General features: G+C 69.1%; 31 protein-coding genes and 1 tRNA gene. 14 read left to right on the plus strand and 18 right to left on the minus strand.

What is annotated here, in order from left to right; all coding sequences use genetic code 11:
- Positions 1–6: 6 nt before the first annotated feature.
- On the minus strand, positions 7–1,869 hold the full coding sequence (locus tag JNB50_RS09230; RefSeq protein WP_208039828.1) for a helicase-associated domain-containing protein: 1,863 nt from the start codon (positions 1,867–1,869) through the stop codon (positions 7–9).
- Positions 1,870–1,891: 22 nt separating this feature from the next.
- Complete coding sequence (locus JNB50_RS09235; RefSeq protein ID WP_243768257.1) at positions 1,892–2,218, minus strand: hypothetical protein; 327 nt, start codon at positions 2,216–2,218, stop codon at positions 1,892–1,894.
- 56 nt (positions 2,219–2,274) lie between these two features.
- Here JNB50_RS09235 and JNB50_RS09240 point away from each other — a divergent pair, with 56 nt between their 5' ends.
- Positions 2,275–2,655 carry a cold-shock protein gene (locus tag JNB50_RS09240; protein ID WP_055914617.1) on the plus strand — a complete coding sequence of 127 codons (381 nt, stop codon included), beginning with the start codon at positions 2,275–2,277 and terminating at the stop codon, positions 2,653–2,655.
- Positions 2,648–3,541, plus strand: a complete 894-nt coding sequence (locus tag JNB50_RS09245; protein ID WP_208039829.1) for a DUF3027 domain-containing protein — start codon at positions 2,648–2,650, stop codon at positions 3,539–3,541. The genes JNB50_RS09240 and JNB50_RS09245 overlap by 8 nt, the downstream gene beginning before the upstream one ends.
- Here JNB50_RS09245 and JNB50_RS09250 read toward each other — a convergent pair.
- Together JNB50_RS09250 and serC are read right to left on the minus strand one after the other, a co-directional pair.
- Positions 3,491–3,736 carry a DUF2530 domain-containing protein gene (locus tag JNB50_RS09250; protein WP_208039830.1) on the minus strand — a complete coding sequence of 82 codons (246 nt, stop codon included), beginning with the start codon at positions 3,734–3,736 and terminating at the stop codon, positions 3,491–3,493. The two genes, JNB50_RS09245 and JNB50_RS09250, sit on opposite strands and share 51 nt — an antisense overlap.
- Before the next feature lie 13 nt (positions 3,737–3,749).
- Positions 3,750–4,865 (minus strand): phosphoserine transaminase, encoded by a 1,116-nt coding sequence (serC, locus tag JNB50_RS09255; protein ID WP_208039831.1) that lies wholly within the window; start codon positions 4,863–4,865, stop codon positions 3,750–3,752.
- A 132-nt stretch (positions 4,866–4,997) separates the two neighbouring features.
- On the opposite strand from serC, the gene JNB50_RS09260 reads away from it, so the two are divergent.
- Together JNB50_RS09260 and JNB50_RS25490 are read left to right on the plus strand one after the other, a co-directional pair.
- Positions 4,998–5,687, plus strand: a complete 690-nt coding sequence (locus JNB50_RS09260; protein ID WP_208039832.1) for a metal-dependent transcriptional regulator — start codon at positions 4,998–5,000, stop codon at positions 5,685–5,687.
- 347 nt (positions 5,688–6,034) lie between these two features.
- Complete coding sequence (locus JNB50_RS25490; RefSeq protein ID WP_208039833.1) at positions 6,035–6,829, plus strand: C40 family peptidase; 795 nt, start codon at positions 6,035–6,037, stop codon at positions 6,827–6,829.
- 155 nt (positions 6,830–6,984) lie between these two features.
- Here the strand turns inward: JNB50_RS25490 and JNB50_RS09270 are convergent, their stop codons facing one another.
- Positions 6,985–7,128, minus strand: a complete 144-nt coding sequence (locus JNB50_RS09270) for a hypothetical protein (RefSeq protein WP_208039834.1) — start codon at positions 7,126–7,128, stop codon at positions 6,985–6,987.
- Between the two features lie 74 nt (positions 7,129–7,202).
- Here JNB50_RS09270 and JNB50_RS09275 point away from each other — a divergent pair, with 74 nt between their 5' ends.
- On the plus strand, positions 7,203–7,700 hold the full coding sequence (locus JNB50_RS09275; RefSeq protein ID WP_208039835.1) for an HNH endonuclease: 498 nt from the start codon (positions 7,203–7,205) through the stop codon (positions 7,698–7,700).
- Positions 7,701–7,742: 42 nt separating this feature from the next.
- A tRNA-Arg gene (locus JNB50_RS09280) sits at positions 7,743–7,814 on the plus strand.
- A 71-nt stretch (positions 7,815–7,885) separates the two neighbouring features.
- Here JNB50_RS09280 and JNB50_RS09285 read toward each other — a convergent pair.
- From JNB50_RS09285 to JNB50_RS09295, 3 genes are all read right to left on the minus strand, one after another.
- Positions 7,886–8,143 (minus strand): hypothetical protein, encoded by a 258-nt coding sequence (locus tag JNB50_RS09285; RefSeq protein WP_208039836.1) that lies wholly within the window; start codon positions 8,141–8,143, stop codon positions 7,886–7,888.
- 56 nt (positions 8,144–8,199) lie between these two features.
- Positions 8,200–9,093 carry a hypothetical protein gene (locus JNB50_RS09290; protein ID WP_208039837.1) on the minus strand — a complete coding sequence of 298 codons (894 nt, stop codon included), beginning with the start codon at positions 9,091–9,093 and terminating at the stop codon, positions 8,200–8,202.
- A 274-nt stretch (positions 9,094–9,367) separates the two neighbouring features.
- On the minus strand, positions 9,368–9,820 hold the full coding sequence (locus tag JNB50_RS09295; RefSeq protein WP_208039838.1) for a hypothetical protein: 453 nt from the start codon (positions 9,818–9,820) through the stop codon (positions 9,368–9,370).
- Between the two features lie 325 nt (positions 9,821–10,145).
- Here JNB50_RS09295 and JNB50_RS09300 point away from each other — a divergent pair, with 325 nt between their 5' ends.
- On the plus strand, positions 10,146–11,906 hold the full coding sequence (locus JNB50_RS09300; RefSeq protein ID WP_208039839.1) for a sensor histidine kinase: 1,761 nt from the start codon (positions 10,146–10,148) through the stop codon (positions 11,904–11,906).
- A gap of 2 nt (positions 11,907–11,908) precedes the next feature.
- Entirely contained in the window at positions 11,909–12,529 is a 621-nt protein-coding gene (locus tag JNB50_RS09305) for a response regulator transcription factor (protein WP_208039840.1), read from the plus strand.
- A 57-nt stretch (positions 12,530–12,586) separates the two neighbouring features.
- On the opposite strand, the gene JNB50_RS09310 is transcribed toward JNB50_RS09305, so the two are convergent.
- Together JNB50_RS09310 and JNB50_RS09315 are read right to left on the minus strand one after the other, a co-directional pair.
- Positions 12,587–13,522, minus strand: coding sequence for a hypothetical protein (locus tag JNB50_RS09310; RefSeq protein ID WP_208039841.1), 936 nt, complete (start codon positions 13,520–13,522; stop codon positions 12,587–12,589).
- 12 nt (positions 13,523–13,534) lie between these two features.
- Positions 13,535–15,022, minus strand: a complete 1,488-nt coding sequence (locus tag JNB50_RS09315) for an NAD(P)/FAD-dependent oxidoreductase (protein WP_208039842.1) — start codon at positions 15,020–15,022, stop codon at positions 13,535–13,537.
- 181 nt (positions 15,023–15,203) lie between these two features.
- Between JNB50_RS09315 and JNB50_RS09320 the strand changes: the two genes are divergently transcribed.
- From JNB50_RS09320 to JNB50_RS09330, 3 genes are read left to right on the plus strand one after another with little or no spacing between them, the layout of a single operon-like run.
- A complete protein-coding gene (locus JNB50_RS09320) occupies positions 15,204–15,917 on the plus strand; it encodes a hypothetical protein (RefSeq protein WP_208039843.1) in 714 nt (237 codons plus the stop codon).
- A gap of 46 nt (positions 15,918–15,963) precedes the next feature.
- Positions 15,964–17,769 (plus strand): sensor histidine kinase, encoded by a 1,806-nt coding sequence (locus JNB50_RS09325; RefSeq protein ID WP_208039844.1) that lies wholly within the window; start codon positions 15,964–15,966, stop codon positions 17,767–17,769.
- Complete coding sequence (locus tag JNB50_RS09330; protein WP_208039845.1) at positions 17,766–18,374, plus strand: response regulator transcription factor; 609 nt, start codon at positions 17,766–17,768, stop codon at positions 18,372–18,374. The genes JNB50_RS09325 and JNB50_RS09330 overlap by 4 nt, the downstream gene beginning before the upstream one ends.
- Positions 18,375–18,426: 52 nt before the next feature.
- Here JNB50_RS09330 and JNB50_RS09335 read toward each other — a convergent pair whose 3' ends face one another.
- From JNB50_RS09335 to JNB50_RS09345, 3 genes are all read right to left on the minus strand, one after another.
- Positions 18,427–18,909 carry a GNAT family N-acetyltransferase gene (locus JNB50_RS09335; RefSeq protein WP_208039846.1) on the minus strand — a complete coding sequence of 161 codons (483 nt, stop codon included), beginning with the start codon at positions 18,907–18,909 and terminating at the stop codon, positions 18,427–18,429.
- A 72-nt stretch (positions 18,910–18,981) separates the two neighbouring features.
- Positions 18,982–19,578, minus strand: coding sequence for a dihydrofolate reductase family protein (locus JNB50_RS09340; RefSeq protein ID WP_208039847.1), 597 nt, complete (start codon positions 19,576–19,578; stop codon positions 18,982–18,984).
- A 31-nt stretch (positions 19,579–19,609) separates the two neighbouring features.
- Positions 19,610–21,130, minus strand: a complete 1,521-nt coding sequence (locus tag JNB50_RS09345) for a DHA2 family efflux MFS transporter permease subunit (RefSeq protein WP_208039848.1) — start codon at positions 21,128–21,130, stop codon at positions 19,610–19,612.
- 101 nt (positions 21,131–21,231) lie between these two features.
- On the opposite strand from JNB50_RS09345, the gene JNB50_RS09350 reads away from it, so the two are divergent.
- Complete coding sequence (locus JNB50_RS09350; RefSeq protein WP_208039849.1) at positions 21,232–21,906, plus strand: winged helix-turn-helix transcriptional regulator; 675 nt, start codon at positions 21,232–21,234, stop codon at positions 21,904–21,906.
- 14 nt (positions 21,907–21,920) lie between these two features.
- Here the strand turns inward: JNB50_RS09350 and JNB50_RS09355 are convergent, their stop codons facing one another.
- The gene (locus tag JNB50_RS09355; protein WP_208039850.1) at positions 21,921–22,373 is read right to left on the minus strand and encodes an SRPBCC domain-containing protein; all 453 of its coding nucleotides are present in this window, start codon (positions 22,371–22,373) and stop codon (positions 21,921–21,923) included.
- Between the two features lie 80 nt (positions 22,374–22,453).
- Between JNB50_RS09355 and JNB50_RS09360 the strand changes: the two genes are divergently transcribed.
- The gene (locus JNB50_RS09360) at positions 22,454–23,068 is read left to right on the plus strand and encodes a TetR/AcrR family transcriptional regulator (RefSeq protein WP_208039851.1); all 615 of its coding nucleotides are present in this window, start codon (positions 22,454–22,456) and stop codon (positions 23,066–23,068) included.
- Positions 23,069–23,085: 17 nt separating this feature from the next.
- Here JNB50_RS09360 and JNB50_RS09365 read toward each other — a convergent pair whose 3' ends face one another.
- Positions 23,086–23,673, minus strand: coding sequence for a dihydrofolate reductase family protein (locus tag JNB50_RS09365; RefSeq protein ID WP_208039852.1), 588 nt, complete (start codon positions 23,671–23,673; stop codon positions 23,086–23,088).
- A gap of 59 nt (positions 23,674–23,732) precedes the next feature.
- Between JNB50_RS09365 and JNB50_RS09370 the strand changes: the two genes are divergently transcribed.
- Positions 23,733–23,960 (plus strand): RNA-binding S4 domain-containing protein, encoded by a 228-nt coding sequence (locus JNB50_RS09370; protein WP_208039853.1) that lies wholly within the window; start codon positions 23,733–23,735, stop codon positions 23,958–23,960.
- A 9-nt stretch (positions 23,961–23,969) separates the two neighbouring features.
- Here JNB50_RS09370 and JNB50_RS09375 read toward each other — a convergent pair whose 3' ends face one another.
- The 3 genes from JNB50_RS09375 to dinB are packed head-to-tail and all read right to left on the minus strand — an operon-like array spanning position 23,970 to position 26,077.
- A complete protein-coding gene (locus tag JNB50_RS09375) occupies positions 23,970–24,308 on the minus strand; it encodes a hypothetical protein (protein ID WP_208039854.1) in 339 nt (112 codons plus the stop codon).
- Between the two features lie 32 nt (positions 24,309–24,340).
- Positions 24,341–24,841, minus strand: coding sequence for a histidine phosphatase family protein (locus JNB50_RS09380; protein WP_208039855.1), 501 nt, complete (start codon positions 24,839–24,841; stop codon positions 24,341–24,343).
- 39 nt (positions 24,842–24,880) lie between these two features.
- The gene (gene dinB, locus JNB50_RS09385) at positions 24,881–26,077 is read right to left on the minus strand and encodes a DNA polymerase IV (protein ID WP_208039856.1); all 1,197 of its coding nucleotides are present in this window, start codon (positions 26,075–26,077) and stop codon (positions 24,881–24,883) included.
- Positions 26,078–26,174: the final 97 nt, after the last annotated feature.

The following is a 26,174-nucleotide window of genomic DNA, read 5'->3' on the forward strand; positions in this document are numbered from 1 at the left end:
GACCGTTCAGTCTACGCTGCGCAGACCTTTGACGCTGGAGAGGGGGAGGGTCCGCTCGATGTCGGCGGCCCGGTCGCGGCCGCGGAGCCGCCCTCCGCCGATCCCGGTGGGTTCGAGCAGATAGTCGACCAGCCGTCCGTCGGGCATCGCCACCTGGACGATCACGGTCTGCCGCGCCCGCACGGCCTGGTCGAGCTGGCGGGCGAGCCATTGCTCCGCGGTGTCTTCGTCGGCGGCGTCCTCCTGCCGCAGCCGGGCGACCAGCTCGGCCGCGGGGTCGCGTGACTCCACGACAGCACGCTCGGCGATGATGCGGCGCTGCGGCGTCACGACCGTGCCGGCAGCGTTCTCGGCGACCACGGGATAGCGTGCGTCGCTCAGCGCCCAGAACACCACGTCGCGGGGAAAGCGGCTCGACAGCGTCGTGTCGTCGACGCGCAGGAGACGCAGGGACGACAGCGACTGGTCGACGGCGATCGTGCCGAGCAGCATCGCGTCGTCGGAGCGCACCAGTGCGTGCCCGTCCTCCGCCGCCCGGACGCGCACCCGGCCGTGCCGCGCGACCGCCTCGGCGATGAGATAGTCGAGCGGCTGGGGCACGCCGGTGAGCGAGACGGCCGCGAGGAACGTGTGGATGCTCTCCGCCGTCTCACCCGCTGTCACCGCGCGGTCGACGGAGGCCGCCGAGAACCGGAACGTGGAGGCGAGCGCTCGGCTCTCCAGGTCCGCCATCGTGCGCAGCCGCGACTCGATCTCCGGAGCGAGCGGGCCGGGGGAGATCACCGTCAGGTCGTGCTGCAGGTAGACCTTCGAGACCTCCGCGGGGAAGTGCGTGATCATCGCCTCGGTGGCGGCTTCCGGCCCGGACTCCAACAGGGCCGTGCCCGCGCTGCTCGGGAGCCGGCGAGCGGTGATCCCGAGGAGCTCGGCCTCGGTGACGCGCTCGGCGACGCGCTCCTGTGCTTCCGCGGCCGACGCGGGGTAGAGCCAGGCGATGTGCGCGCGCAGGCCGTCATCCCACGGGGACCTGCTCCTCGCCGCGAAGAGGGTCGACAGATCGCTGGGGAGACCGCCGAGCCAGGCGGACGCGAGCGCCCGCCAGCGGTCGGGGGTCGTGGCGTGCTGCCAGGCTGCGGCCTCCGCCGTCGGCAGCCACACGCCGTCGGCCACCGCCGCCAGTCCGGCACGGTCGGCCACCGCGAGGATCGCCGGCACCGCACCGGAGTCGACGGCGAGGGCCTCAGACAGCCGCTTGGCCGCGGGGAGGGCGAGACCGCCCTTCTGCAACTCGCGGGCGCCCTCGCGGCCGAGCTCCGCGAGCAGCTCCGAGACGCTCGCGACCGCTTCGAACGCCCGTTCGGCCGACAGCCGGTCGGTGGCGGGCCGGTCGGTCTCCGTCGTCGCGAGCGGAACGGGGGGAGGGGCGGCGGCGAGCACGGTGTCGGGGCGGGGGAGGCCGCGCTGCGGACCGGAGTCGAGCACGGCGGTGACGGCCTCGTAGGGGGCCGCGCCGCCGGCGGCATCCCCGTCCGCGGGGTGCACGAGCAGGAGTCGGCTGAGGGCGTCGATCGTCGCGGCCGCGCGGCGCGCGTCGGTTCCGGCCGTGGCCGGGTGTTCGGAGAGCCGCTCGGCGAGGCGGTCGGCGGACAGCGCGGCGCCCTCGCGGCCGAGGACGATGAGCGCCGCGAGCTGAAGGCGGTCGAGGGGAGCGAGGGCGCGCACGAGACCGTCCGGGTCGAGGAGCGCCTCGGCGAGGTCGAAGAAGTCGGAGATGCCCGATCGGCGCACCGGCCGGGCGTGCAAGGCGGCGACGAGCTCGTCGTCCGGCAGGGCGCGGAGCCGCGCTGCCAGAGCGAGCGTCGTCGTCATCGCGCCGGTCCGGCGTGCCGCGTCAGCGCCGGCCCTTCGGCCTGGACTTCGGTTTCGCGGCGGCGAGCGCTGCGGCCTCCGCCTCGGCTTTGGCTGCCGTTCGGCGTTGCCGCGCACTGAGGATGATCACGACGATGATCAGAACGAAGGCGATGGGGAAGGCGACGAGCGGGAACACGATGACTGCCGGCCAGAGCCCGACACCGGAGCCCTGCTGCGGCATCGCACCCGCAGCGCCGCCGATGAGCATGGCCGCGATGCAGACCAGGGAGACCACGACCAGGGCCGCCGCGATGTACGCGAGGGTCCGCTGGGCTCGGGAAACGGGAGGCGGGGTCTGCTGGGTCACGAAATCAAGGATAATTGAGGTTGGTCATTCGATCCCCCATGTGAAGTGAGGTTCCCATGCCGACCGGCAAGGTCAAGTTCTACGACGACGAGAAAGGCTTCGGCTTCATCAGCTCCGATGACGGCCAGGAGGTCTTCTTGCACGCCTCGGCGCTGCCCGCGGGCGCGGTGGTGAAGGCGGGATCCCGACTCGAGTTCGGCATCGCCGACGGCAAGCGCGGCGCGCAGGCGCTCTCCGTGCGCGTGCTCGAGGCGCCGCCGAGCCTGGTGAAGATGAAGCGCAAGTCGGCCGACGACATGGCGATCATCGTCGAAGACCTCGTGAAGCTCCTCGACGGCATCGGTGCCAACCTGCGCCGCGGCAAGTACCCGGACAAGGCGCACGGCGCCAAGATCGCGGCGGTGCTGCGCCGGGTTGCGGACGACCTGGATGCCTGACGTCGCCGGGGTGCCCGAGGATGTGAGCGGCGAGGAGGCGGTCGATGTCGACGTCGACGCCTCCCTCGCCGGCGACACGCATGGCGACGTGCACGGCGACGATGTGCAGAGCGACGACGTGAAGAGCGACGACGCCCAGGGCGGCGACGCGCCGGCTGCCGACGCTCCGATCGGCGACGTGAGCGATCTCATCGCGGCCCTCCCGCTCGCGCGGGCTGCCCTGGCGGAGATCACGCCGGAGTCCACCATCGGCGAGCCCCTGGGGCACGTCGTGGAGGCCGCAGGCGCCGTCTCCCTGCTGTTCGCGTCGAACCTCGCCGGCTACCCGGGATGGCACTGGACCGTCACCGTCGGCCGCGCCGACGACGACGCGCAGCCGACAGTGCTCGAAGCCGAGCTGATGCCCGGCGACGACGCGCTCCTCGCACCCGACTGGGTGCCGTGGTCCGAGCGTCTCGCCGAGTACCAGGCGGCCCAGGAGGCGCTCGCCGCCGAGGCCGAGGAGGCCGGAGCCGAGGGCGACGCCGACGAGGACGGCGGCGACTCCGACGACGAGGACGACGAGGACGACTACGACGACGAGGATGAGGACGACGACGAGTCCGAGGACTCCGACGACGATCACGACATCCACGACCTCCACGGTGACGACGACCTCGACGGCGTCGACATCGACTCGGTCGACGTCGCGTACGACGAGGACACCGACGTGGACTCGGAGCTCGACCTGGCCTCGGAGGAGGCCGCTGCGCTCTCCGACGAAGACGGCGCCGACGAGATCGCAGACCCGGCCGACGAGGAAGTCAGCGATGAGGTCGGCGCAGACGCCGACGACTCAGCGGTGGCGCCGAGCGCGCGTGATGCTGAGGTAGGCGAAGCCGAGTAGACCGAGCGCGATCCCGACGATCACCGTCCAGATCCACCATCCGCCACCGGCGGCGGAGATGGGGCCGGCGAAGACGAGCGTCGGGATCAGCGCGAGGACCCACAGGCCGAGGCCGACGAGCACGGCCCGCCGGTCATCCGTCGGAACGGGGACCGGATCGGGCCGGCGCTCGTCGTCACGCAGCCACAGGCGCACGGTCGGCTCCCGCTCAGCCCAGCCGCTCGACCACGTACTCGACGCAACCGATCAGCGCGCGGACGTCCGCGGGCTCGATGGCCGTGAAGGTGGCGATGCGGAGCTGGTTGCGGCCGAGCTTGCGGTAGGGCTCGGTGTCGACGATGCCGTTGGCGCGCAGCGTCTTGGCGACGGCCGCAGCGTCGATCGCGTCGTCGAAGTCGATGGTGACGACGACCTGCGAGCGGTGCGCGGGGTCGGCGACGAACGGCGTCGCATAGTCGACGGATTCCGCCCAGGAGTAGAGGGCGCCGGACGACTCCTTCGTGCGGGCGTCGGCCCAGGCGAGCCCGCCGTTGGCGTTCATCCACTCGAGCTGGTTCTCGAGCAGCACGAGGGTGGCCACCGCGGGCGTGTTCAGTGTCTGGTCGAGCCGCGAGTTGTCGATCGCGTTCTTGATGCTGAGGAACTCGGGGATGTAGCGGTCGCTCGCGGCGATGCGCTCCACCCGCTCGATCGCTGCGGGGGAGAACAGGGCGAGCCAGAGTCCGCCGTCCGATGCGAAGTTCTTCTGCGGCGCGAAGTAGTAGACGTCGGTCTGCGTCACGTCGAAGTCCACGCCGCCTGCCGCGCTCGTCGCGTCGATCACGGTGAGGGCTCCCTGGTCGCCGTTCACGCGCGTGACGGGCGCCATCACGCCCGTGGAGGTCTCGTTGTGCGGCCAGGCGTAGACGTCGACGCCGGCCTCCACCTCTGGCTCGGCGCGGGAGCCGGCCGCCGCCTCGATGACGCGCGGGGCCTGGAGCCATGGGGCCTTCGCCGCCGCGGCGAACTTGCCGCCGAACTCGCCGAAGACGAGGTTCTCGCTGCGCTGGTCGATGAGCGAGAACGCCGCGGCGTCCCAGAACGCGGTCGAGCCGCCGTTGCCGATGACCACCTCGTAGCCGTCGGGCAGGCGGAACAGGTCGGAGAGGCCCGAGCGCACCCGGCCCACCAGGTTCTTGACCGGCGCCTGCCGGTGCGAGGTGCCGAGCAGCTCCGCGCCGGCGCCGGCGAGATACGCGACCTGCTCGGGGCGGACCTTGGACGGGCCGCAGCCGAATCGTCCGTCGGCGGGCAGGAGGTCGGTGGGAATCGTCACGTCCGGCATAACTGAAGTGTATTGGCTGTTGGAACTCCAGACGGTCCGCTGTCAGCGGTGTGCGGGGCGCCGTCACCTCGCTGTCACCTGCAGCAAGTAGGCTCGTACGCGATATTCGCGCGCCCGCACGTGGAGGGGTTCATGACCGACCTGATCGACACGACCGAGATGTACCTTCGCACCATCCTGGAGCTGGAGGAGGACAACATCGTCCCGCTGCGCGCGCGCATCTCCGAGCGGCTGGGGCACTCCGGCCCGACCGTCTCCCAGACGGTGGGGCGCATGGAGCGCGACGGCCTCGTCGTCGTCTCCGGCGACCGCCACCTCGAGCTCACCGACGACGGTCGCAGGAAGGCCGTGCACGTCATGCGCAAGCACCGCCTCGCCGAGCGGCTGCTCAGCGACGTGATCGAGCTCGAGTGGGAGTACGTGCACGAGGAGGCCTGCCGCTGGGAGCACGTGATGAGCGAGCAGGTGGAGCGCAAGCTGCTGACCATGCTCGGCCACCCGACAGAGTCGCCCTACGGCAACCCCATCCCGGGGCTCGGCGAGCTGGGCGCGCCCGACGCGGCCTCCACCGAGAACCTGATCAATCTCGTCGACGTGGTGCGCGGCGGCGATTCCGAGGTGACTGCCAGGATCCGTCGTCTCGGCGAGCCGGCCCAGGTCGACCCCGAGCTGCTCCTCCAGCTCAAGCAGGCGGGCGTCTTTCCGGGCTCCACCGGCACTTTCGCCGCGGCGGGATCCTACGTCGCCGTGCAGATCGACGGCTTCGAGAACGGGCTGGAGCTGCCCAACGAGCTCGCCGCCCACATCTTCGTCGACGCGTGATCGCCGTTACCGATTTGTTAAAAAGCGCGTTAAACAATGTGACAAATCGCGGGTCGTCCCGTAGTCTCTAACGAGTCCGAACGGGTCAGAAGCCGGCCCATCAGGACCCCGACCGGGACGCTCCAACCCCCCTGAGACCCGTCTCCCGGCCGGTGAAGCCGAAAGCGATTGCATCGGACGGGGCAGCTCCCTAGTGCTGCCGGAGCGCAGGAGGATGCACTTTGGCACACTCTGGTACGCCCGGTCCTGCCAAGGACCGAGCCCCTCAGGACCCGGACATCACCTCTTCGACACCGTCCACCGCGTCCACGTCCCCCGATCTCGTCTCGCGACGGTCGCTGCGCACCGTGAAGACCCCGTCTTCCGCGCCGCGCGCACCGAAGCCGACGACCGCGGCCCCTGTCGCCGCGTCGACCGCGCAGTCCACGCCCGCCGCGAAGAAGCGCAAGGGCGGTTGGGCACTCAACGTCGCGGTCATGACCGTGGCGACGGGAATCATCGCCACCATGTCGATCCCGGCGTTCGCACTCCAGGAGGGCGGCCAGTCCGCCGCCTTCGGTCCGAGCGCAGAAGACGCCATGAAGAAGGCGCAGGCGCAGTCCGTCGAGGTCGCGGGGGGCGTCGCCGCCTCCGCCGTGAGCCGCGACGTGGCCACGGCGACCAGCCAGCAGCAGCTCGACGCGCAGAAGGCGGCAGCCGCCGCAGAGGCCGCCCGTCAGCGCGCGGCCGTGTCGTTCGCGAGCTACGCGTCGTACAGCGGCCCGAGCGTCTCCGACTTCCTCGCCAACCCGCCGTATCCGAGTTTCAGCCTCTCGCAGGTGTTCTCCGTGGCGCAGCAGTACATCGGCACTCCGTACGTCTACGGCGGCTCGACGCCGGCCGGGTTCGACTGCTCGGGCTACGTCATGTACGTGTACGCCCAGTTCGGCATCTCGCTCCCGCACTCCGTGTCGGGTCAGGCGGCGCGAGGCAAGCGCATCTCCATCCAGGACGCACAGCCAGGCGACATCGTCATCATGCCGGGCCACGACGGTTTCTACGCGGGCAACGGCAACATCATGGATGCTCCGGACTCCGGCCGCTCCATCTCGATCCGGCCGATCTGGACGAGCGACTTCTACATCGTCCGCTTGGGTATCTGACGACCGAACCCGCGGTGAACACTGCGGATCACGCTCGCGGAATGGCGCGCCACGAATAGGTGGCGCGCCATTTCTGCGTTACTCTGATGCCCTGGCGCAGTGCCAGGCAGCCGTGCAGATCGGAGCATCCGATGGCCGAGTCGACCCGAGTGCGGTCACCGCAGGTGGCCACCGGGGACGAGCGCGGCCTCCGCACGGAGGGCAGGGGAGCCCGCCTGCTGTCGCCGCGCCGCGACTTCCTCGCCTGCCGCCACCACGTCGAGGCCTGCCACCGCCACCATGTGGTGTGCCGCCACCATGCCGCCGTCTTCCAGGGCGCTGTCCGTTCGGACAGTGCCCTTTTTGTTTGCCTCGCACACCCGAAAGGTCGCAGATGAAGACACTGGTCCTCAACGCCGGCTACGAGCCACTCGCGGTCGTCTCCTTCAAGCGCGCAATCGTGCTCGTCATGAATCAGAAGGCCACTGTGCTCGCGAGCGATGCGGATCACCCCGTCTGGAGCATCACCGGACGCTACGACCGCCCGTCGGTGATCCTCCTCACCCGCTACGTGCGCATCCCGCACGGCCGGGCGGTGCCGGTCTCCCGACGCGGTGTGCTGCGGCGCGACAGCCACCGCTGCGGCTACTGCGGCAAGACGGCCACGACCATCGACCACGTCCTCCCGCGCTCCCGAGGAGGGGCGGACAGCTGGGAGAACCTCGTCGCCTGCTGCCTGCGCTGCAACAACGTCAAAGGCGACCGCACCCCGGCCGAGATGGGCTGGACGCTGAAGCTGACCCCGCGCGCCCCGCACGACACCTCCTGGGTGGTCAGGGGAGTGGAAGGCGGCCAGGAGGAGTGGCGCGACTACCTGGGCGTGGCCGCCTGAGGGCACGGCCCACGCCCGGCCTCCGCTAGGCTGGGAGGACTGGCCTCTGTAGCTCAATGGAAGAGCTGCTCCGTCCTAAGGAGAAGGTTGGGGGTTCGAGTCCCTCCAGGGGCACCTCAGAAGCCTCGTCGCGCTCCGCAACGATCTCAGCGCGCCAGGTTCACCGTGATGGCTCCGAGTCCGACCTACAGCAATATCATCAGCAGCGGTACCCCGAAGAACAACACAAGCACCGCGCTGGTGAAGAACGTCGTCACGGCCACCCACCGCGGGCGCACGTCTCTCACGAGAGCGGTGGCACTGGTCGCGATGGATGCAATCGCGAGGATCGTCGTCGGTATCGCGCCGATGAAGGTGTCGGACAGCCCCGCCTCGCCGCCGTCGACCGACGCCCACACACCTGTCGTGATGGCCACGACCAGCGCGATCAGCGCGACAGCCATGATCAGTTCCGGGCGGGGTGCCGCGGCTGTGTCGATTCAGACATGGCCCGACATCATCAGTATCGGCACACGTCGTCGCTCGTGTAATCCACGCCGGTGACGTACAGCTGGTCGTCTGTTGTGACGTGTGAGATGTCGAGGTAGCCGAAGTCGCCGGGGGGCCACATGCTCCCGGAACCGTCGAAGTAGATCGTCGACGGCTGGCCGAGGCATCCGAAGACGTCCATCGCGTCGTCGACGTTCGGGATCGTCCCCTCGGGCGGGTAGTGGGCGATGAATCGGACCTCGAACCCGCTCGAGCCGGCAGCGGCGAGCCCGCCCGGGAACTCATGCTGGAGGAAATCGGCGGCGTGACCTTTCGCGATCGTCGCGGCCTGCGTCTGCGGGTCCGCGCCGTTTCCGATGCTGGTCTCTGCCTTGCTGAACTCCGTGGCGGTGCGGGTGACGTCATCGACCTCGCTGGTGACGTCGGAGGTCACGCAGTCGGCCCCCGGCAGCGTTGTGGCAGAGGAGACGAGCCACCGCTGTGCGGTGCGGGAGTAGTCGATCTCCAGCCGCTTCTCGGTGACTGTTCCGGCGTAGGCCGTGTCGACGCAACCGGTGAGCGTGACCTTTCCCCAGGCAACCGACGAAGCTCCCGACGTGGTCAGCGAGTCGACGGTCCAGTCGACGAACGTGAACGCGGAGTGTCCGCTGCTGGTGACCGTGGGGTGACCGTTCTCCCGATGGAGGTCCCGCGCGGCAGCGCCGGTCGCGACGAGCCCGATCAGGGCGTTGCTCGCTTTTCCCGCAGACGCGTCGTCGGCGACCGCGTCATAGCGGATCACGGTGAGCTTCGCGCCGGTGTAGGCGTCGTCCTGACTCGCGGGAACGGCGACAGAAGTGGGCGTCGGCAGGGGCAGCGGGGTGACGCTGGGCGTGGGGTGCGGTGACCGGGAGGGATGAGACACCGACGATGGCGCGATCCCTGCGCATGCAGTCAACAGCACTGCCGCCGACGCAACGAGAACCGCAATCGAGACTGCTCGCGTTCTGGACATACTGGCTCCGTCCCAGCTTCGTCGGGTGTCGCTACCGAGAGCGGCACGCGCGATCGCGGTCAACACGATCGCCAGGCCCTGGACATCGAAAGGCGAGGCCCGGGTTCGATGGGATCCTTGCGCGACATCATGCCGTGCGCGGTTCCCGGGACACCAGGGAAGAATCTCCCGAAAAGCGAGGGACTCAGCGTTTCCCCGAGAGGCCGACTCGCGCATCGACAGCGGTGGATCGTTTCGACGTGCGGCTGAAGATGACGGTCAGTGCGATGAGGGCTGCCGCGGTGAGGAGCAGGCCGGGTGCGGTCAGTGTGACGGATGCCAGGTCATGGGCGGGGTCGTGGAGTGCCTGCTCTCCGATGTCGGGGCCCGGCTCCCCGAACACGACGACCAACTCGGCCGCCTGGCCGACGATGAAGAGCGTCTGGGCCCCAGCGACGACGAGTGCGGCGATCCTGGTGGCCCGGCTGCGTGAAGTTCGCCGAAGAAGGAGGACGAACACGATCGCGGCGACCGCGAAGGTGACGTAGGCAAGGTGAAAACCGATATGGCCGAACGGTCCCTCGGGTCCGCCTGTGGCGGCCGCGAGGCCGAACGGCACAAGTACTGCGAGCCAGGTCGCAACGAGCCATCTCGTCATGGTGATCTCCTGTGGTCGAGAATTCGGTCGACCTCGAGCCAACCGCGCCGGTCATCCCCGCGAATAGGGTGTGGTGCTTGCATCGAATGGGCAGGTGTCGCCGATTTTCGGTGAGAGGTGTCACTGGTTCGGACGCGCGCGTTGGCCCTACTGTGTGGACATGCTGTCGCGTCGCGTAGTGGTTGCATTGGCTGCGGCCGGCTCGTGGGCGGTCGTCTGCGCGATCTATTCGATTCTCGGGCTCGCTCACCTGTACCAGGACGTGTCCACTCCGTGTGCTCGTCCGGACTGTCCTCCGCCGCGTCTGAGCAGCGCCCCTTTCTCCTTGACGGCGTATGCCGTCGTCATCGTCGCGTTTGCGTCGGTGGTGGTGATCGCATTCCTCGCACTCGCACTGATCGTCGGCGTTCGGTCGCGTACGGTGTCGGGCATCGCCGCCGCCGCCGTGTTGGTGACGCTCGCCGCGTCATCGGTTTCGGCCGGGCCGAGAGACGGCGCTGCCGCGATCATCTGGCTCGTGGGAACAGGCGGCCTCTTCTGGCTTCTCGCGGTCTACCCGACGCTCACGTTCCGTCCGCGGTGGGTCGCCGCACCAGTCGCGATCGCAGTCATGTGGTCGATCGTGATCGCTGTCGTCTCGCACGGCTCATCGGACGAGCCATGGTCGTGGCTCGAAGGTCTCGTCTTCGCACTCGCCTTGCTCGGCATCCTTGCTGCGCAGGTCGTCCGGTTCGTGACGGGCACCGACACCGAAAGGAGGCAGCTTCAGCTCCTTCTTCTCGTCCTCGCCGCATTGATACTGACCGGGATCGCCTGGATCGGTGGCACTGCCGCGAATCCCTCCTGGGGTACCGGCTCGGTGCCGGCCGCCATCGCCTTCGAATGGTCCGGGCTGCTGCTCTTGATCGCCGCGTCCTGCGTCGCGTGGGCAGTCGCCCGCGAGGGTGCGCTGGGAATCATCGTCAACCGAGCGGTCGTCGGGGCACTGCTCTCAGGAATCTTCTTCTCGTGTTATGCGCTGGTCGTGGTCTCAGTCGGACTCCTCGTCGGAGGCGCAGTGCCCACCGCGGCGGCGGCGTTCGGCTCGGCGGTTCTGTTCGCGGCGCTCGCGCGGCCGATCACCCGGCAGGTGGAGAGCCTCACATACGGCGACGACGAGGACCCCGAGATCGTCGTGGGGATGCTGAGTGCACGCCTGGCCTCCGCCGACTCGGAGGATCCCGCGCTTCCTGCGCTGCTGAGCCTCACCTGCGAAAAGCTCCGCCTGGAGGAAGCGCAGCTGGATCCTCCCGAAGGCGAGACGCCGCCGCCAGGAGTCGGCGTCGTGGATGCTGTCGTCGCGGGGGTGCCGCACACGATCTGGGCCCGACCGGTCCGCGGGACCACGCTCACCCGACGGACCCGGCGCGCGCTGGCTGCGGCGGCCGATCCACTGGTCGCCGCAGCCCTCCTGGATGCACGCACAGAGGACCTCCGCCTGTCACGACAGAGACTCGCAGTCACTCGGGAGAAGGAACGTCGAGAGCTGCGTCGCCAATTGCACGATGACGTCGTCCCGTCCTTGGCGGCGACGAGGCACAGGATCACCGCTGCCGCCGACGCCCCGGAAGCCAGCCGGGCCGGCCACCTCGCCGCCGCGATTCGATCGATCGACGACACCGTCGACGCGCTTCGGAGCTTGGCGAGAACGATGCGACCACCCGAGCTCGATTCGCTCGGACTGGTTCCGGCGCTCCGGCTCTTCGCGGCGCGAATGTCGATACCGGTCGCGGTCACCGGACAGGGGGAGGAGCTGCCGGGGAGTGTGGAGACCACCGTGTACCGAATAACCGTCGAAGCACTCCTCAACGCCGAACGCCATGCGCACGCCACGTCGGCCGAGGTCGATCTCACCGCATCACCCGACTCGGTCCGGCTCGTGATCACCGACGACGGTATCGGTGGAGCGGACGGGTTGACGTGGGGAGTCGGGCTGGTCAGCATCCGGGAGAGAGTCACGGAGCTGGGTGGTCGGCTGCGAATCACTGACAACCGCCCGCGTGGCCTGCGCCTGGACTGCCGTCTTCCGCTGGGATCGGGACGATGAGCGTGTCCGTCGTCATCGTCGACGACCATGCCGTCTTCCGGGAGAGCTTGAGGGCCGTCCTTCACGACCGCGACGGTATCGAGGTCGTCGATGACGTCGGAACCGGTGCCGAGGCCATCGCCAGCGCCGAGCGACACCGCCCCGATGTCGTCCTCCTCGACGTGCGGTTGCCCGATCGCAACGGAGTCTCCGTCACCGAGTCACTGACGCGACGCCTCCCGGACATGGCGATTCTGATCCTGTCCAGCATCCACGAGGTCGCAACGGCGTCAGCCGCCCTGCGGGCAGGGGCGCGCGGTTACCTCGTGAAGACTTCGCCGCTCGAAGTGATCGTCCGGGGAATACACACGGTCGCATCGGGACAGACACTCGTCGACACGGTCGTCGCAGACGCACTTCGGAGCGGCGACCTCTACAACGCCGACTCTCGGTGGTCGCCCCGTGAGCAACAATTGCTGGACCTCCTCGCCGTCGGAGCGAGCACAGCCGAGATGGCCCGACGCCTCCATCTGAGCGAAAAGACCGTCCGGAATTACACCAGCGCCCTCTATGCGAAGATCGGCGCGAGCTCAAGATCCGAAGCCGTGCTCATCGCGCGCGCCAACCAGCGCGAAACATATTGAGGTCGATCACGAACGTGCTGTCGGGGCGCCCTATTCTGCTGTCGTCGCGGTCGGGGGTTAGGAGAAATAGCGGTTGGACGACGGCACGAACAGGGGCACAGTTCCGACGACGAGCAGAATCGCGACGAAGGAGTCGAGGGGCGAGGGGAACCCCTCGGTAGTCGTCAGCACCATGACGCCGATCAGAACGCCGGCCGCGAGCACGGCAAGCACGGCGCGCGCGACCCGGGAGCGTGAGCGCAGCCGCAGCACGAAGAACGGAGCGGCCAGAACGACGATGACTTCCAGCACGAGCCAACCGTCGTCGAAGTAGCCCGGATCCCAGGAGTCCTCCGCTGCATACACGATGAGATGCACGATGGACACGAGTTCGACGGCGATGGCCGCCCACCAGATCCAGAAGCCCGTCAGAACCGCTCCTCGTCGGATCTCCGACTGCGATGAGTCCTCGAGCGTGAGGAGCTGGGGGCGGCTGCAGCCGGCAACGGCGAGTCCGATCACTGCGACGTCGGCTGCGGCGGCGACCCCGATCCCTACCGTCATGATGATGAGCGACTGGTCGATCGCAATCCCTCCACTCGTCCAGGTCATGACCGCGCTGGGCATCGGTCCGCCGTCGCTGGAGTCGGGGACGAACAGACCGGTGACCAGCAGGATGCCCCACAGGAGACACGCGCCGATGCTGTACGCGAACCTCGTCTTCCGCGCGATCCGAACGTCGTTGTCGCCGAGTGTGATGAGTGCGGGGATGTAGAGCACGATGAGACTCGGGACCCCGATGGCCACGAATCCGAAGATGCCCACGAAGCCGAGTCCGGCGCCGACGAATCCGCGACCGAGGAGCACCCAGAAGGGCAGGATGACCGGCGCCCACCACTGCATCATCCACACGAAACGGCCCGGCCTCGTCAGCGACCAGGGGGTTCGGAAGGCAGTCGGGTCCGGTGCCTCGGGGCTCAGGCCCGATGGCGGTGGCGATGGGGATGCAACCATGACCGCGTCTCCTCAGCTGGCCGATGCGTGACCTCGTGTTTCAGGGCTGTGCGTGCGTGCGAAGCGCAGGGATCCGTCCTGCACGGGTGCCTTCCGGAACCGTTTCACGTCGTCGTAGTAGTTCAGCGAGGTGATCCAGGGATCCCGGTCGCCTTGGCGTGGAAGCGAATCGAGCGAGCGCTGCACGTAGCCGGCGCCGAAGTCGAGCAGAGGCCGCCTCGTCACGCCGCCGGCGGGCAGTTCCGGCCGGCAGACGGTCCACCCGTTCTCGTCCATGTGGTCCAGCAGTCGGGTGAAGTACTCACAGAGCAGCCCGATCTTCAGCGTCCAGGTCGCGTTGGTGTAGCCGATCGCGAACGCGAAGTTCGGTACGTCATCGAGCATCATTCCGCGGTACACGACGTGGTCTCGCGGAACCACGGGCTCACCGTCCACGGTCATGCGGATCCCGCCGAAGAGCTGGATGTTGAGTCCGGTCGCTGTGATGACGATGTCGGCGGGGAGCTCGCGACCGGACTCGAGGAGCACTCCCGTCTCGGTGAACGTGCGGATGCGGTCGGTCGCCATGGATGCGGCGCCGTCGCGCAGCGCGTGGAACAGATCGCCGTCGGGGGCGAGGCACAGTCGCTGATCCCACGGGTTGTACGGCGGGTTGAAGTGGACGTCGACCGGGTAGTCGGCCGGCAGCGACCTCCGGTTCACCCGGCGGATGAACCGCCGCATCACCCCGGGATACCGCTGCGACATCGTCCAGATGATCCGCTGGCGGCGGATACTGCGACGGCGCGCCAGCTCGTGCCCCCGCTGATCTCCGTGCCGAGCCCGCATCCGCACCGCGTAGTCGTCGACCGAAGGCAGCCGCAGGACGTAGGTCGGGGTGCGCTGCAGCAAGGTCACGTGCCGCGCCGTGCCGGCGATCGCCGGAACGATGGTCATGGCTGTGGCGCCGCTGCCGATCACGACGACGTTCTTGTCCACGTAGTCGAGGTCCTCGGGCCACGCCTGCGGGTGGACGATCCGACCGTGGAAGTCGCCCGCGCCGGGGAAATCGGGGGAATAGCCTTCGTCGTAGCGGTAATACCCGCTCGCGCAGAACACCCACGAGGCGTGCACGCTGGCCGCCTCTCCGTCGGGGCCGCGTTCGAGCGTCGCCGTCCAGCATCCCTCCGCCGTGGACCACGCGAGGTTCGTGACGCGGTGCGAATAGTGGATGTGCTGCTCGATCCCCTCTTCGGAGGCCGTCTCTCTGAGGTAGTCGAGGATCAGGTGCGCGGGTGCGATCGAAGCGGTGTGCCGCCACGGACGGAACTCGTAGCTGAAGGTGCTGAGGTCGGAGTCGGACCGCACCCCGGGATACCGGAACAGATCCCACGTGCCGCCGAGCGCCGCACGCGCCTCGAAGATCGCGTAGGTCTTCCCCGGCAGACGCTCCTGCAGGTAGTGGGCCGCGCCGATTCCGGACAGACCCGCGCCGATGATCAGCACATCGACGTGGTCCATGTCGGACATTGTGCCGCGGAAGGTTCCCGGGAGACCAGGGACGAGTGTCCCGAAGTGCCGGGAGGTATTCCCGGCGACTGGTCCCCGGTGATTCGTGATCGATTCTCTCTGCCCTCCCGGGAACGCTCCACGGGACCCTGCACCGGTCGCAGCCCGGCGGCCTGACACAGAAGGAACGCTCATGTCTCGAACGAACCCCGCGACGGATGTCGCGGCAGATGACGGCAACGCGGCATCGGCTACTCGACCCCGGCTGTACCGCACCGCGGGAATCGGCGGCGTCTCGGCTCTCCTGTTCTGGGTCCTCCAGCCGGTCATCGTGTTCGTCATCGTCGGCGACAAGGTGGGGCAGCCGACCTGGCAGTACTTCCACGACTATCGGTTCAACGGCGTCTACGAGGCCATCACCTTCTGCGGCGTCGGGTTCGGGGTGCTGACCTGCGTGCTCGCGCTCGACCGGCTCGCGCACACCGCCGGCCGCGACGTGTCGGTGTGGTCGCGACTCGGCACGTGGTGCGGATTGGTCGCGGGGACCACCTGGGTGCTCACCGCGGGTATCACGCTCGTCCCCTATACCTCGGTCGGCGACGCAGTGAATCGCATCATCCCGGCGCCGGCCGATCAGAACGCGGTGTTCGAGTCCTGGGCGGTGATGATCACCGGGATGCTCATGGCGTATGCCCTGACGAGCGCCGCGTGGCTCGTCGTCTTCGGAGTGATCGGCCGCCGCAGACGCATCTTCGGGTGGCCGTCTGCGTGCGTGATGTTCGCCGGGGCCGCACTCACTGTGCTGCCAGTCCTCATACCGTTCTCGCCGCCGATCGGCGGGATGAGCGGCCTGGCCTGCCTGTTCGTCCTCGGGATCGTGCTCCTCGTGAAAGCCCGCAGAGCATAGCCGCGGCATCCGTCCACTGCCATAATCGGGCCCCATGGAGGAGGTCGTGTTGACTGTGAGCCGTCTCGCCCTCTTCGTGACCGGCGTCGGCGGAGCGCTTGCGGTGATCGTCTCCGCCACGCGTCGACGCGTTCCGCGCGCGTGGATCCCGGCCGTCGCGACGGTGGCGATCCTGCTCCTGTTCGCCGTCGAAAGTGCGGGTACGCCGCCGCCTGCCGCGCAGCTTCTCGCGCTCGCGACGTGGGCGATCGGCTTCCCGCTGCTCGCCGCGACCTTCCCGGACGGGAGGTTCGTGCCGAGATGGTCGTGGGGACTCGTCGTCGCCTCGGGCGTGGTGCTGCTGACGGATGCCGTGCTCGGCGACCGGCTTCGAGGGAGTGCCGGGTGGTGGCTGTTCCCTGTGGGGCAGGTACTGCTCGCGGCCGGTTTCATCGCTTACCGCTACCGCCGCAGCGCGACGACCTCTGAGCGTGAAAGTGTGCGCTGGGTGCTTCTCGGGCTGATCATGACATTGACGTCGTTTCTGCTCGTGTCCATCGCAGGCGGCAGGATCGGCGATGGCGGGGCGCTCAACGCGGCGCTCTCGAATGCGGCGGCGATCCCGCTGATGCTCGGACTCGTGATCGGCCTGGCCTGGCCCCGGCTGTGGAACGTGGATGGTGTGTTCCGCGCTGTTCTCGTCGTGATCTTCGCGGGATTCGCACTCGACGGTGCCTTCGGAGTGGCCCGTTGGGTCGCCATGTCGGCGTCACAATCCGCGGCCGCTGCCGCGAGTTGGGGTGCCTTCGCCATGGCTGTGGTCGCGTACCCAGTCGTCCGCGGCGCCGTACGCGCCGCTACGTGGCTCGTCTATCGTGACCGGATCACCCCAGACGAGGCTGTTTCCCGGCTCGCACATGTGCTCGACGCCGACGAGGCGCGCCCCGCGGCGCAGCGCGTGGTGGATGTAGTGGCCGAGGCCACCGCCTCACCGACCGTTGTGCTCGCACCGGCATCCCGTGCCGACGAGGCCGTATTCACCGCGCAATCCGGCGCATCCCTCGCCGCGTCGCTTGCGACCTTTCCCGTCACCTTCCGTGGCGAACTGCTGGCGACGTTGAGCGCAGCGCCGCGACACGGTGAGTCGGAGCTGAGCGTGCGTGACCGTGAGGTGCTCGTCGCCGTCGCCCATCATGCGGCTCCCGCGCTGCACGGAGCTCGGGCGCTGCGCGAGGCGACGACAGCGCAGGCCGCTCTGGTCTCCGCCCGGGAAGAGGAGCGGCGACGACTCCGACGCGAACTGCACGACGACCTCGGCCCGGCATTGTCAGGGTTAGCACTCGCCGCCGCAGCGTTGGCGAAGCGCGCCGACGGGATCGACGATGGGATCGCTCGATCAGCCCACGAGCTTCAGACCGACATCAACGACGCGGCCGCCCGCTCGCGAGAGATCTCGCACGGACTGCGTCCGCCCATCCTCGACGACCATGGTCTTGAAGCCGCGCTGCGGTCGCGCCTGGGCTCCGCGGGCGATGTGGTGTTCGACGTGGGACATCTCGGTCAGCTGCCCGCTGCCGTCGATATCGCCGCGCTGCGAATCGTGCAGGAGGCCGTTGCGAACGTGCGCCGGCATGCCGAGGCGTCCCTGTGCCGTGTCGGGGTGGAAAGGGATGCCGACGGCCTCCACATCGAGGTCGCCGACGACGGCGTCGGGATGTCACAGGCGGCGACGGCAGGCATCGGCCTTCGGTCGATCCGCGAACGAGCAGCCGAGCTGGGCGGCCGCACCCGCGTGTCCCGCCCGCGCGGCGGCGGCACGCTCGTGAGCGTCTGGCTGCCCATCGACGCGCTGGCCGACGAGAGGGCGAGATGATGCGTGCTGTCGTCGTCGACGATCACCCCATCTTCCGCAAGGGGCTTGTCGCACTGCTGCGGGCGAGCGATATCGACGTCGTCGGTGAGGCGGAGAACGGCCATCAGGCGATCGCCATCGTGCAAGACGAACGCCCGGATGTCGTTCTCATGGATGTCTCGATGCCCGAGCTCGGCGGTGTCGAAGCGACGGAGCGCCTCGTGGCAGAACTGCCGGCCCTGCGGGTCGTGGTGATCACCATGTTCGACGACGAGGCCACCGTCCGGCGGGCACTCGAGGCGGGCGCGAGCGCCTATGTGACGAAGCAAGCGGACCCGGCGCAGATCCTCGCGGCCATCTCGGCCGCAGAGTCTGGTGCGCTGCTCATCGGCGCGGGCGTGCCACGGCCGGGATCGCCCCCCGCGGCCACAGAGATCCCCGGCCTCACCCCTCGCGAGAGAGCTGTGGCAGACCTCATCCGGCGCGGGCTCCCCAATCCCGTCATCGCTGAGCGTCTGCAGCTGTCGACGAAGACGGTTGCGAACTACGTCTCCATCGTCATGCTCAAGCTCGGCGCCGTCGACCGCGCGGACGCGGCCCGCATCCTGCGGGCCGGTCAACCCTGAATGCGACACCGCCGAGCGGCTTCCAGGTTCCGCCAGGGGGCGCGCACGGACCTCACCGCGCCTTGGTGAGCATGACCGCCGCAGGAGGCGCGGGAAGTTCCGGGCGGAGCGCGAAGCCGGCGGCCTGGTAGATCTCCTGGTTTCGGTGGCTGCGGACGCCGGTGAAGAGCGCGAACGAGCGGGCTTCGGCCGGGGCGGCCGCCTGGATGTGTTCCAGCAGCCGGCGGCCGAGGCCCGCGCCCTGCCGGTCGGGTGCGACCATGAGTCTGCCGATCTCCCAGACCCCCTCGCCCTCAGATCCGGTGACCAGACGTCCACGCACCGAGGCCACCAGGCGCGGACCCTCGCGCACGACGTACGTGTCCCAGCTCGCGATGTCGCTGCGGACCTGATCGAGCGGTTCGCTCAGGGCAGGGATGTCGAACGTCTCGTTGGCGATCGCCTCCTGCACCCAGCAGGCTCGGGTGAGCACCGAGAGCTCGGCGGCGTCGGCGTCGGTCGCGGCGGCGATGGTCGGGGTGGTCTGCTCGGTCATGGTCCTCATGGTCGCACCTGCTCGGGTCGCGGATCCATCATCTGGCGGTGGTCGGCCGTGATGATCGCTGATTCACGCGTATCGCGGGCGCCCGCCTACGCGGTAGGTCAGCGCCACGATCCCGGAGGGGAAGACGCGGGATTCGGTGAGGTCCAGCGCGAAGTCGCGGCCCGTGCGGGGCAGGAACGACTCGCCCTGGCCCACGATGACCGGAAACTGGATCACGTTCAGCTCGTCCACCAGCTCGTTCTCGAGAAGCCAGCGGGCGAGGGCGACGCTGCCCACGAGGAGGAGTTCTCCGTCCGAGCCCGCCTTCAGCGCACGGAGCTCCGGTGTGAGCTCTCCGGAGATCACCGTCGAGTGTTCCCAGTCGGGTCGGCTCAGGGTGTTCGAGACGACGTACTTGGGCTTCGAGCTGATCGCCTCTCCGAATCCGCCGTCGTCGCTGCGTGCGCCCCAGTACGTTTCGAACAGGTCGTACGTCTTGCGCCCGAGCAGGAAGGCGTCGGCCCGGCGCCAGGTGTCGAGGATGTAGCCGGCGGCTTCGGCGTCGCCGACGCCGATCGCCCAGCCGCCGCGGGTGAAGCCGGGGTCCAGCTCCTCATTGTTGCCTCCGTTGGCCTGGGCGACGCCGTCGAGGGTGATCTGTAGGCTGACGGTGAGTTTCATGGCGCTTCCTTTGTCCGGTCGTTCGGTGTGTTCAGCGTGCCGACTCAGCGGGAGCCGCGGGCTTCCTGACGAACAGGGCGAGAACGATCACCGCCAGTGACAGAATGCCCCCGGCGACGAACGCGAGGTGAGCCCCCGCCGCCGCGGCGGCAGCCGATGGGAGGTCGGGCGCTGCGCCGGTCGATGCGACCCCCGTCGCGTACAGGGCGATGAAGATCGCCGTGCCTGCAGCCCCGGCGACCTGTTGCAGTGTGGCAATGGTGGCGCTCCCGTGCGAATACAGGCGCTGGGGCAGCGCGCCGAGCGAGGCGCTGAACGCGGGGGTGAAGAGGAAAGCGAGCGACAGCATCAGCAGGATGTGAGCGGCGAGCAGCACCACCCACGACGAGTTCTCGCCGACGCCCAGCGCCATGGTCCACAGCGCCACCGCCAGACCGATCGAGCCGGGTACGACCAGCGGACGGGGGCCGAAGCGATCGAACAGCCGGCCGACGGTCGGCCCGGCCAGCCCCATGAGCAGGCCGCCCGGCAGCAGGAGCGCGCCGACCCAGAGCGGCTCGAGGCCCAGCGTGTAGCGGGCGAACTGGGGGAGCACGATGAACGTGCCGAACAGAGCGACCATCGCCATCGTCATCATCGCGACGGAGACCGCGAAGTCCCGAGAGAGGAAGGTCCGCAGGTCGAGGAGTGCCGCGTCGGTTCGCTGCAGGACGAGCTGCCGCCAGACGAAGAGGGCGAGCGTCGCGAGCCCGATTGCCACCGGGATCCACGGCTGGACGGAGGCCTCGCCGACGGCAGCAGCGCCGATCTGGCTGAACCCGAACACGAGAGCCGAGAATGCGAACGCGGAAAGGACGACGGACAGCGTGTCCAGGGGGATCGACCGGGTCTCGGAGACGTTCGGCACCCGTCGCATCCCGACGACGAGCATCGTGAGGCCGATCGGCAGCATCACCCAGAAGAGCCCCTGCCAGGGCAGCACCTGGATGAGCGCGCCCGAGACGATGGGACCGACAGCGGGGGCCACCGACATGACGATGGAGACCCGTCCCATCACCCGCCCGCGCTCCTCCATCGGCACGATCGTCATCACCGTCGTCATCATGAGCGGCATCATGATTGCGGTGCCGACAGCCTGGACGACGCGTCCGACGACGAGCATCTCGAACACCGGCGACAGCGCTGCGATCAGCGTGCCGGTCACGAAGCTCGACATCGCGACCGTGAAGACGGTACGGGTCCGCAGTCGCTGCATCAGCCATCCGGTGGTCGGGATGACGACCGCCATCGTGAGCGCGAACGCCGTCGTCAGCCATTGCCCCTTCGTCGCATCGATGTGCAGGGACTCCTGGATGCGCGGCAACGCGACGGCCATCATCGTCTCGTTCAGGAAGACGACGAAGACGGCGGCGAGCAGGAGGCGGAGGGCGGTGCGATTACGAGATGCGAGCGCGGGGGCTGGCGGGTCGACCTGGCTCGGCGCGTTCTGCGTGTTCGCCGGCTCAGTGTCGGCCGGGGAGCCGGCCGCGTCCGGTGCGATGGTGTCGGTCATGTCCTTCTCCTTCGTCGGAGTCGCTGCAAAAAATGAAGCTTGTGTACTTCACAAAATAAAGCACACTGCAATTAATGAAGTCAAGTGCTATTCTGTGATCCATGACGAACCAGCACTACGGCCAGTTCTGCGGGCTGGCGCGTGCGGCCGAGATCGTCGGCCAGCGGTGGACGCTGCTGGTCCTGCGCGATCTGAGCGTGGGTCCGCGGCGCTACTCGGAGCTGGTCGCCGGCCTCCCCGGCATTCCGACGGGCACCCTGGCCTCCCGGCTCAAGGAGCTCGAGGACGAGGGGATCGTCGAGCGGCTGGCACCCAGGGGTGGCGAGCGCTCCATCGTGTACGCGCTCACGCCGCGCGGCGAGGAGCTGCGCCCGGCGCTCGACGCGTTGTCCCGGTGGGGTGCGGGCGGCATGCGCGCGCCGCGGGAAGGCGAGATCGTGACCACGGCATCCATCACGGCGGCGCTCCAGGTGGCCGCCGGAGGCGGCGTCGTGCCCGAGGAGTGGAACACGACGTACGAAGTGCACGTCGGCGACGTCGTCGCGCACGTGATCATGCGCGACGCCGCCATCGCGGTCGGATCAGGGCCGATCGAGAACCCGGCGGTGGTCATCACCGCCGGCCCTCAGATCCGCGGTGTGCTGGCGGGCGAGCTCGACGCGCAGACCGCCATCGCCACGGGCGCCGTGCAGCTGAAGGGCGACCCCGCGCTCTTCCAGCGCTTCGCCGACACGCTGCGGGTCCCGTTCAGCGTCAACGTGCCGCCCATCGTCTGAGGCGGCGCGGATCGCTACCCCTGTCGCGCCCGGTGGTACGCCTCGAGCACCGGCGGCACGCCCTCGGTGAGCATCTTCTTCCGCACGGTGCCGAGCAGCCTCGACATCGCGAACCCTCCAATACCGGTGAACCCGGTGTGCTGCCAGGTGAACCGAGTGCCGTCGCGTGTCTCTTCGAGGAGGTATGTGACGTCGGTGACTTCATCGGTCTCCTTGTCGCCCTTCCACGTGTAGTGCAGCGAGCGGGGAGCGTCGACGGAGACGACCTCGCAGTCCACCACGCCGGCCCACCCCATCGTCGGCTTTCCCACGAACCGGAACTCCGTTCCCGGCACGGCGGCGAATGCCTCCGGGCGGCCTCCCTGACCGGTCGTGGTCCATTGGGCGACCTGCTCGGGCTCGGTGAGAACCGCCCACACGTCTTCGATCGGGTACGGGTACTCGCGGACGATGGTGTATTCAGTCATCCTTTTCGCCTTTCGTCTCACGCCTGTAGCCTACCTATCGGTAGGTAGATTGTCTACCGCGTGGTAGGTAGGATGGTCGGGTGAGCGAGACCCAGGGAGTCGGCGTGCGCGGGCGTGGAGCCCGGACCCGTCAGGCGGCGCAGCGGGTCGCGTTGCGGCTGTTCACGGAGCAGGGATACGAGGCCACGACACTCCGCCAGATCGCGGACGAGCTGGGCATCAACAAGGCGTCGCTGTACTACTACTTCGACGGCAAGGAAGCGATCGTGCAGTCCTTGCTCGACGAGCGGGGGAACGAGGCGGAGGATCTGCTCGCCTGGGTCAGGGAGCAGCCTGCATCGTCGGACCTGCTGAGGGAAGCTGTGCTCCGGTGGGTCGATTCGTTCACCGCGGAGAAGCTGCAGGGCATCCGGTTCCTCGCCGCGAACCCGCTTCTGATGGCAGGCCTGGCCCGGGGAGACGAGAAGCCCCGCGTCGGCGCCGGACTGTCTCAGCTCGCAGAAGACCTGAGCGAACTGTTGCCTGAGCGCACCGAGGAGGCCGTCGTCCTCCTCCGCATGGCGCTGCTGTCCATCAACGCGGCAGTGCAGGCGGCGGCCTCGACGGACGCGCCGGACGAAGCGGTCATCGCCGCCGCTCGACGCGCGGCGCGGACCATCACCAGCGAGCTGCTCTCCGGAACCGCAGGGCGATGAGGACGGGTCGGAGCACGCTACAGCGCCGGCGCGCCTCCCACCCCGGTTTCGCCGGGCCGGAACCGCAGAGCGCTCACCCCTGACCGGAAGTCCTGCCGATCCACCAGCTCGAGGCGGATGCGCTCGCGCAGGCCGGAGAGCAGAGTGGGACCGTGCCCGGCGACCACCGGGTGCACGACGAACACGTACTCGTCGATCAGTCCCCGGTCCGCCAACGCCAGCGGCAGCGCGACGCCACCGACATACACGTGTTCACCCGGCTGCTGCTTGAGCCGCTCGACCGCCTGCCCCACGTCGCCGCGCACTAGTTCGGCGTTCCAGTCGACGATGCTCAGCGTGTTCGAAACGACGTGCTTCTTCGCGGTGTCGATGGCCTCGGCGAACGGGACCTGCGACTCGTCCATCCACTCGGGCCATGCGCCCGTCGCCGGTCGGCGCCACGCCGACTCCATCATCCCGTAAGTGACCCGGCCGAAGACCAGGGCGTCGGCCTGCTCCATCTCGGCGGTCCAGAACCGCATCGACTCCTCGTCAGGCGGGAGGCCCGCCTCGTGATGGACGCAGCCGTCGAGCGTGACGTTGATGGCGTATCGAAGCGGTCTCATCGCCGGCTCTCCCTCGGTTCGCGCGGAGTGTTCACCCGGGACGGTACTACCATTTCCGCATGACCGACTCAGCTCCGATCGAGGACGTCCCGATCGGCGGTGACGGCATCCGCCTCGGGCAGTTCCTGAAATTCGCCGGCCTGCTCGACTCCGGCGGCAACGTGAAAGAAGCCATCATCGACGGCTACGTCACCGTGAACGGCGAGGTCGACCGTCGCCGCGGACGGCAGCTGCAACTCGGCGACGTCGTCGCTTTCGAAGGGCGCAGGGTCCGGGTATCCCCGTGAGGGCCCGGGCTAGCCGCCCGCGCCGCTCACGAACGCGTACGCCTCCCGCGCAAGGGACTCCCAGAGCCCCGGAGCGGAATCCGTCACCACCAGCCAGTCACGCATCGCGCTCTTCGTGCCCGTGCGGAACGGTTCGCCGGTGGAGGTCGCGAGGAGTTCGTCCACCCGCGGGGCCGGCAGTTTGACCACGAAACGTTCCCCGCTGGCGATCATGCAGAAGATGGAGCCGTTGACGCGCAGGGCATCGGAACCGAACCGGCGCGACCCGCCGGACGCCGGCGGGGTGACTCCCGGGAGGCCGGCGAGGGCGGCCACGATGTCGTCGAAGCGTTCGCGAACAGACGTCATGATCCACGGTAGCGTGCGTCGCGACTAGGCGATCAGCCCCGTTCCTCCCCGTCCGGCCTCCCCGCCCAGCGCAGCCCTGCCGAGGCGGTGTCGGCATCGGACCACTGTCTGGAGACGCCGAGCTCGGCGATGCCCGAGGTCCGCATGATCACCTCCGCGCCGGCCAGATACGAGGCCAGCGCCTCCATACCGGGGTTGTGACCGACCAGGACCACCGTTCGGATGTCGTCCGGCAGCTCCCAGACGACGTGGAGGAGCCGCTCCGCGGACGCCGCATACACCCGGTCTTCGACGCGGAAGCGAGGTGCCTCCGCGAACTGTGCGGACACCAGCTCCCACGTCTCGCGGGCGCGCTGCGCCGGCGACACGACGGCGAGGTCGATGCGCCCGGCGTGGTCGGCGAGCCAACGGCCGGCCAGCGGGGCCTGCGTGCGGCCGCGCTCGGCCAGCGGCCGGTCGATGTCCGCCTCGGAACCGGACCAATCCGACTTGGCGTGGCGGAGCAGGATCAGGGTGCGCTCGGTCGTCGTCACGCTGCCAGTGTGCCGCACGAGCGGCCTGCCGGGCATCCGTCACTCGTGTTCGGGGAGCAGCGGCGTCGACCAGCCGGGATCGCGGCCCAGCTGTGCGGCGCGTGCGACGGAGGCGGCGCCGAACCGGTCGCGGACGGCATCGAGCACGGTGTCGAGGCGGGCGCCGTCCTCCCAGTCGATCGGCAGCTCGGGCTGGAAGCTGTCGGCGCGTCCCAGGTGCGACAGCGAGACGCCGATGAGGGTGATGCCGCGTTCGGTGATCTCCGGTCCGGCAGCGACGAGCAGGGCTCTGGCGAGGGTGAGCAGCGTCGACGTTCGATCTGTCGGGAACGCGAGGGTACGAGAGCGGGTGGCCTTCGCGAAATCGCCGAAGCGCAGCCGCAACACGACCGAGCGGCAGGTGCGGTCGCCGTCACGAAGCCGCCGGGCGAGTCGGTCGATGATCTGGGTGAGGATGAGGTCGAGTTCTTCGGGAGTGCGCGGGCGGCTGCCGAGCGCACGCTGCGAGCCGATGGACCCGCGCCGCTTGGTGGCGTCGACAGGACGCGGATCACGCAGCCGCGCCAGCGCGTGCAGGTGTGCGCCCGCCGCTCTGCCGAGCAGCCGCTCCGCCGTCGCCTCCTCGAGCTCGGCGAGCTGGCCGACGGTGCGGATGCCGAGCCTGTGCAGCTTCTCCGCCGTGACGGCGCCGACACCCCACAGCCGCTCCACCGGGAGCGGGAGCAGGAACTCCTGCTCCCGCTCGGGTTCGACCACGAGGAGCCCGTCGGGCTTGCTCACCGCACTGGCGACTTTGGCCAGGAACTTGGTGCGCGCGATCCCGACGGAGATCGGAAGGCCGACTTCGTCCCGAACCCGTTCCCGCAGGCGTGTGGCGATCTGCTCGGGCGTGCCCGCGATGCGCCGGAGCCCGCCGACCTCCAGGAACGCCTCGTCGATCGACAGCCCCTCGACGACAGGGGTCGTGTCGCGGAAGATCGCGAACACGTCTTTGCTGGCGGCCGAGTACGCGTCCATGCGCGGCGGGACGACCCTGGCCTCCGGGCACAGGTCGCGGGCTTGGCGACCGCCCATCGCGGTGCGTACTCCCCGGGCCTTCGCCTCGTAGCTCGCCGCCAGCACGACACCGCCGCCCACGATGACGGGCCGCCCGCGCAGGGCGGGGTCGTCGCGCTGTTCGACCGAGGCGTAGAAGGCGTCGAGGTCGGCGTGCAGCACGGTCGCCTCGCCCCGCATGCCGTCCTCCGATCGCTCCGCGCCGCACGAGATCCGCGCCGCACGAGATCCGCGTGTCAGGAGAATGGTCGCACCGACCGCGGACACCGCGGGTGGC

Source organism: Leifsonia sp. TF02-11 (genome assembly GCF_017565305.1).
Lineage (GTDB): Bacteria > Actinomycetota > Actinomycetes > Actinomycetales > Microbacteriaceae > Leifsonia.

Excerpts from the sequence above, each read along its gene's own strand:
- JNB50_RS09295 (WP_208039838.1), bottom strand. The coding sequence starts at position 9,820 with ATGACGAGATGGCTCGTTGCGACCTGGCTCGCAGTACTTGTGCCGTTC.
- JNB50_RS09245 (WP_208039829.1), top strand. The coding sequence starts at position 2,648 with ATGCCTGACGTCGCCGGGGTGCCCGAGGATGTGAGCGGCGAGGAGGCG.
- JNB50_RS09340 (WP_208039847.1), bottom strand. The coding sequence starts at position 19,578 with ATGAAACTCACCGTCAGCCTACAGATCACCCTCGACGGCGTCGCCCAG.
- dinB (WP_208039856.1), bottom strand. The coding sequence starts at position 26,077 with ATGCGGGGCGAGGCGACCGTGCTGCACGCCGACCTCGACGCCTTCTAC.
- JNB50_RS09230 (WP_208039828.1), bottom strand. The coding sequence starts at position 1,869 with ATGACGACGACGCTCGCTCTGGCAGCGCGGCTCCGCGCCCTGCCGGAC.
- JNB50_RS09240 (WP_055914617.1), top strand. The coding sequence starts at position 2,275 with ATGCCGACCGGCAAGGTCAAGTTCTACGACGACGAGAAAGGCTTCGGC.
- JNB50_RS09330 (WP_208039845.1), top strand. The coding sequence starts at position 17,766 with ATGATGCGTGCTGTCGTCGTCGACGATCACCCCATCTTCCGCAAGGGG.
- JNB50_RS09270 (WP_208039834.1), bottom strand. The coding sequence starts at position 7,128 with ATGGTGGCGGCACACCACATGGTGGCGGTGGCAGGCCTCGACGTGGTG.
- JNB50_RS09310 (WP_208039841.1), bottom strand. The coding sequence starts at position 13,522 with ATGGTTGCATCCCCATCGCCACCGCCATCGGGCCTGAGCCCCGAGGCA.
- JNB50_RS09350 (WP_208039849.1), top strand. The coding sequence starts at position 21,232 with ATGACGAACCAGCACTACGGCCAGTTCTGCGGGCTGGCGCGTGCGGCC.
- JNB50_RS09335 (WP_208039846.1), bottom strand. The coding sequence starts at position 18,909 with ATGACCGAGCAGACCACCCCGACCATCGCCGCCGCGACCGACGCCGAC.
- JNB50_RS09370 (WP_208039853.1), top strand. The coding sequence starts at position 23,733 with ATGACCGACTCAGCTCCGATCGAGGACGTCCCGATCGGCGGTGACGGC.
- JNB50_RS09260 (WP_208039832.1), top strand. The coding sequence starts at position 4,998 with ATGACCGACCTGATCGACACGACCGAGATGTACCTTCGCACCATCCTG.
- JNB50_RS09315 (WP_208039842.1), bottom strand. The coding sequence starts at position 15,022 with ATGGACCACGTCGATGTGCTGATCATCGGCGCGGGTCTGTCCGGAATC.
- JNB50_RS09355 (WP_208039850.1), bottom strand. The coding sequence starts at position 22,373 with ATGACTGAATACACCATCGTCCGCGAGTACCCGTACCCGATCGAAGAC.
- JNB50_RS09320 (WP_208039843.1), top strand. The coding sequence starts at position 15,204 with ATGTCTCGAACGAACCCCGCGACGGATGTCGCGGCAGATGACGGCAAC.
- serC (WP_208039831.1), bottom strand. The coding sequence starts at position 4,865 with ATGCCGGACGTGACGATTCCCACCGACCTCCTGCCCGCCGACGGACGA.
- JNB50_RS09285 (WP_208039836.1), bottom strand. The coding sequence starts at position 8,143 with ATGGCTGTCGCGCTGATCGCGCTGGTCGTGGCCATCACGACAGGTGTG.
- JNB50_RS09375 (WP_208039854.1), bottom strand. The coding sequence starts at position 24,308 with ATGACGTCTGTTCGCGAACGCTTCGACGACATCGTGGCCGCCCTCGCC.
- JNB50_RS09365 (WP_208039852.1), bottom strand. The coding sequence starts at position 23,673 with ATGAGACCGCTTCGATACGCCATCAACGTCACGCTCGACGGCTGCGTC.
- JNB50_RS09275 (WP_208039835.1), top strand. The coding sequence starts at position 7,203 with ATGAAGACACTGGTCCTCAACGCCGGCTACGAGCCACTCGCGGTCGTC.
- JNB50_RS09345 (WP_208039848.1), bottom strand. The coding sequence starts at position 21,130 with ATGACCGACACCATCGCACCGGACGCGGCCGGCTCCCCGGCCGACACT.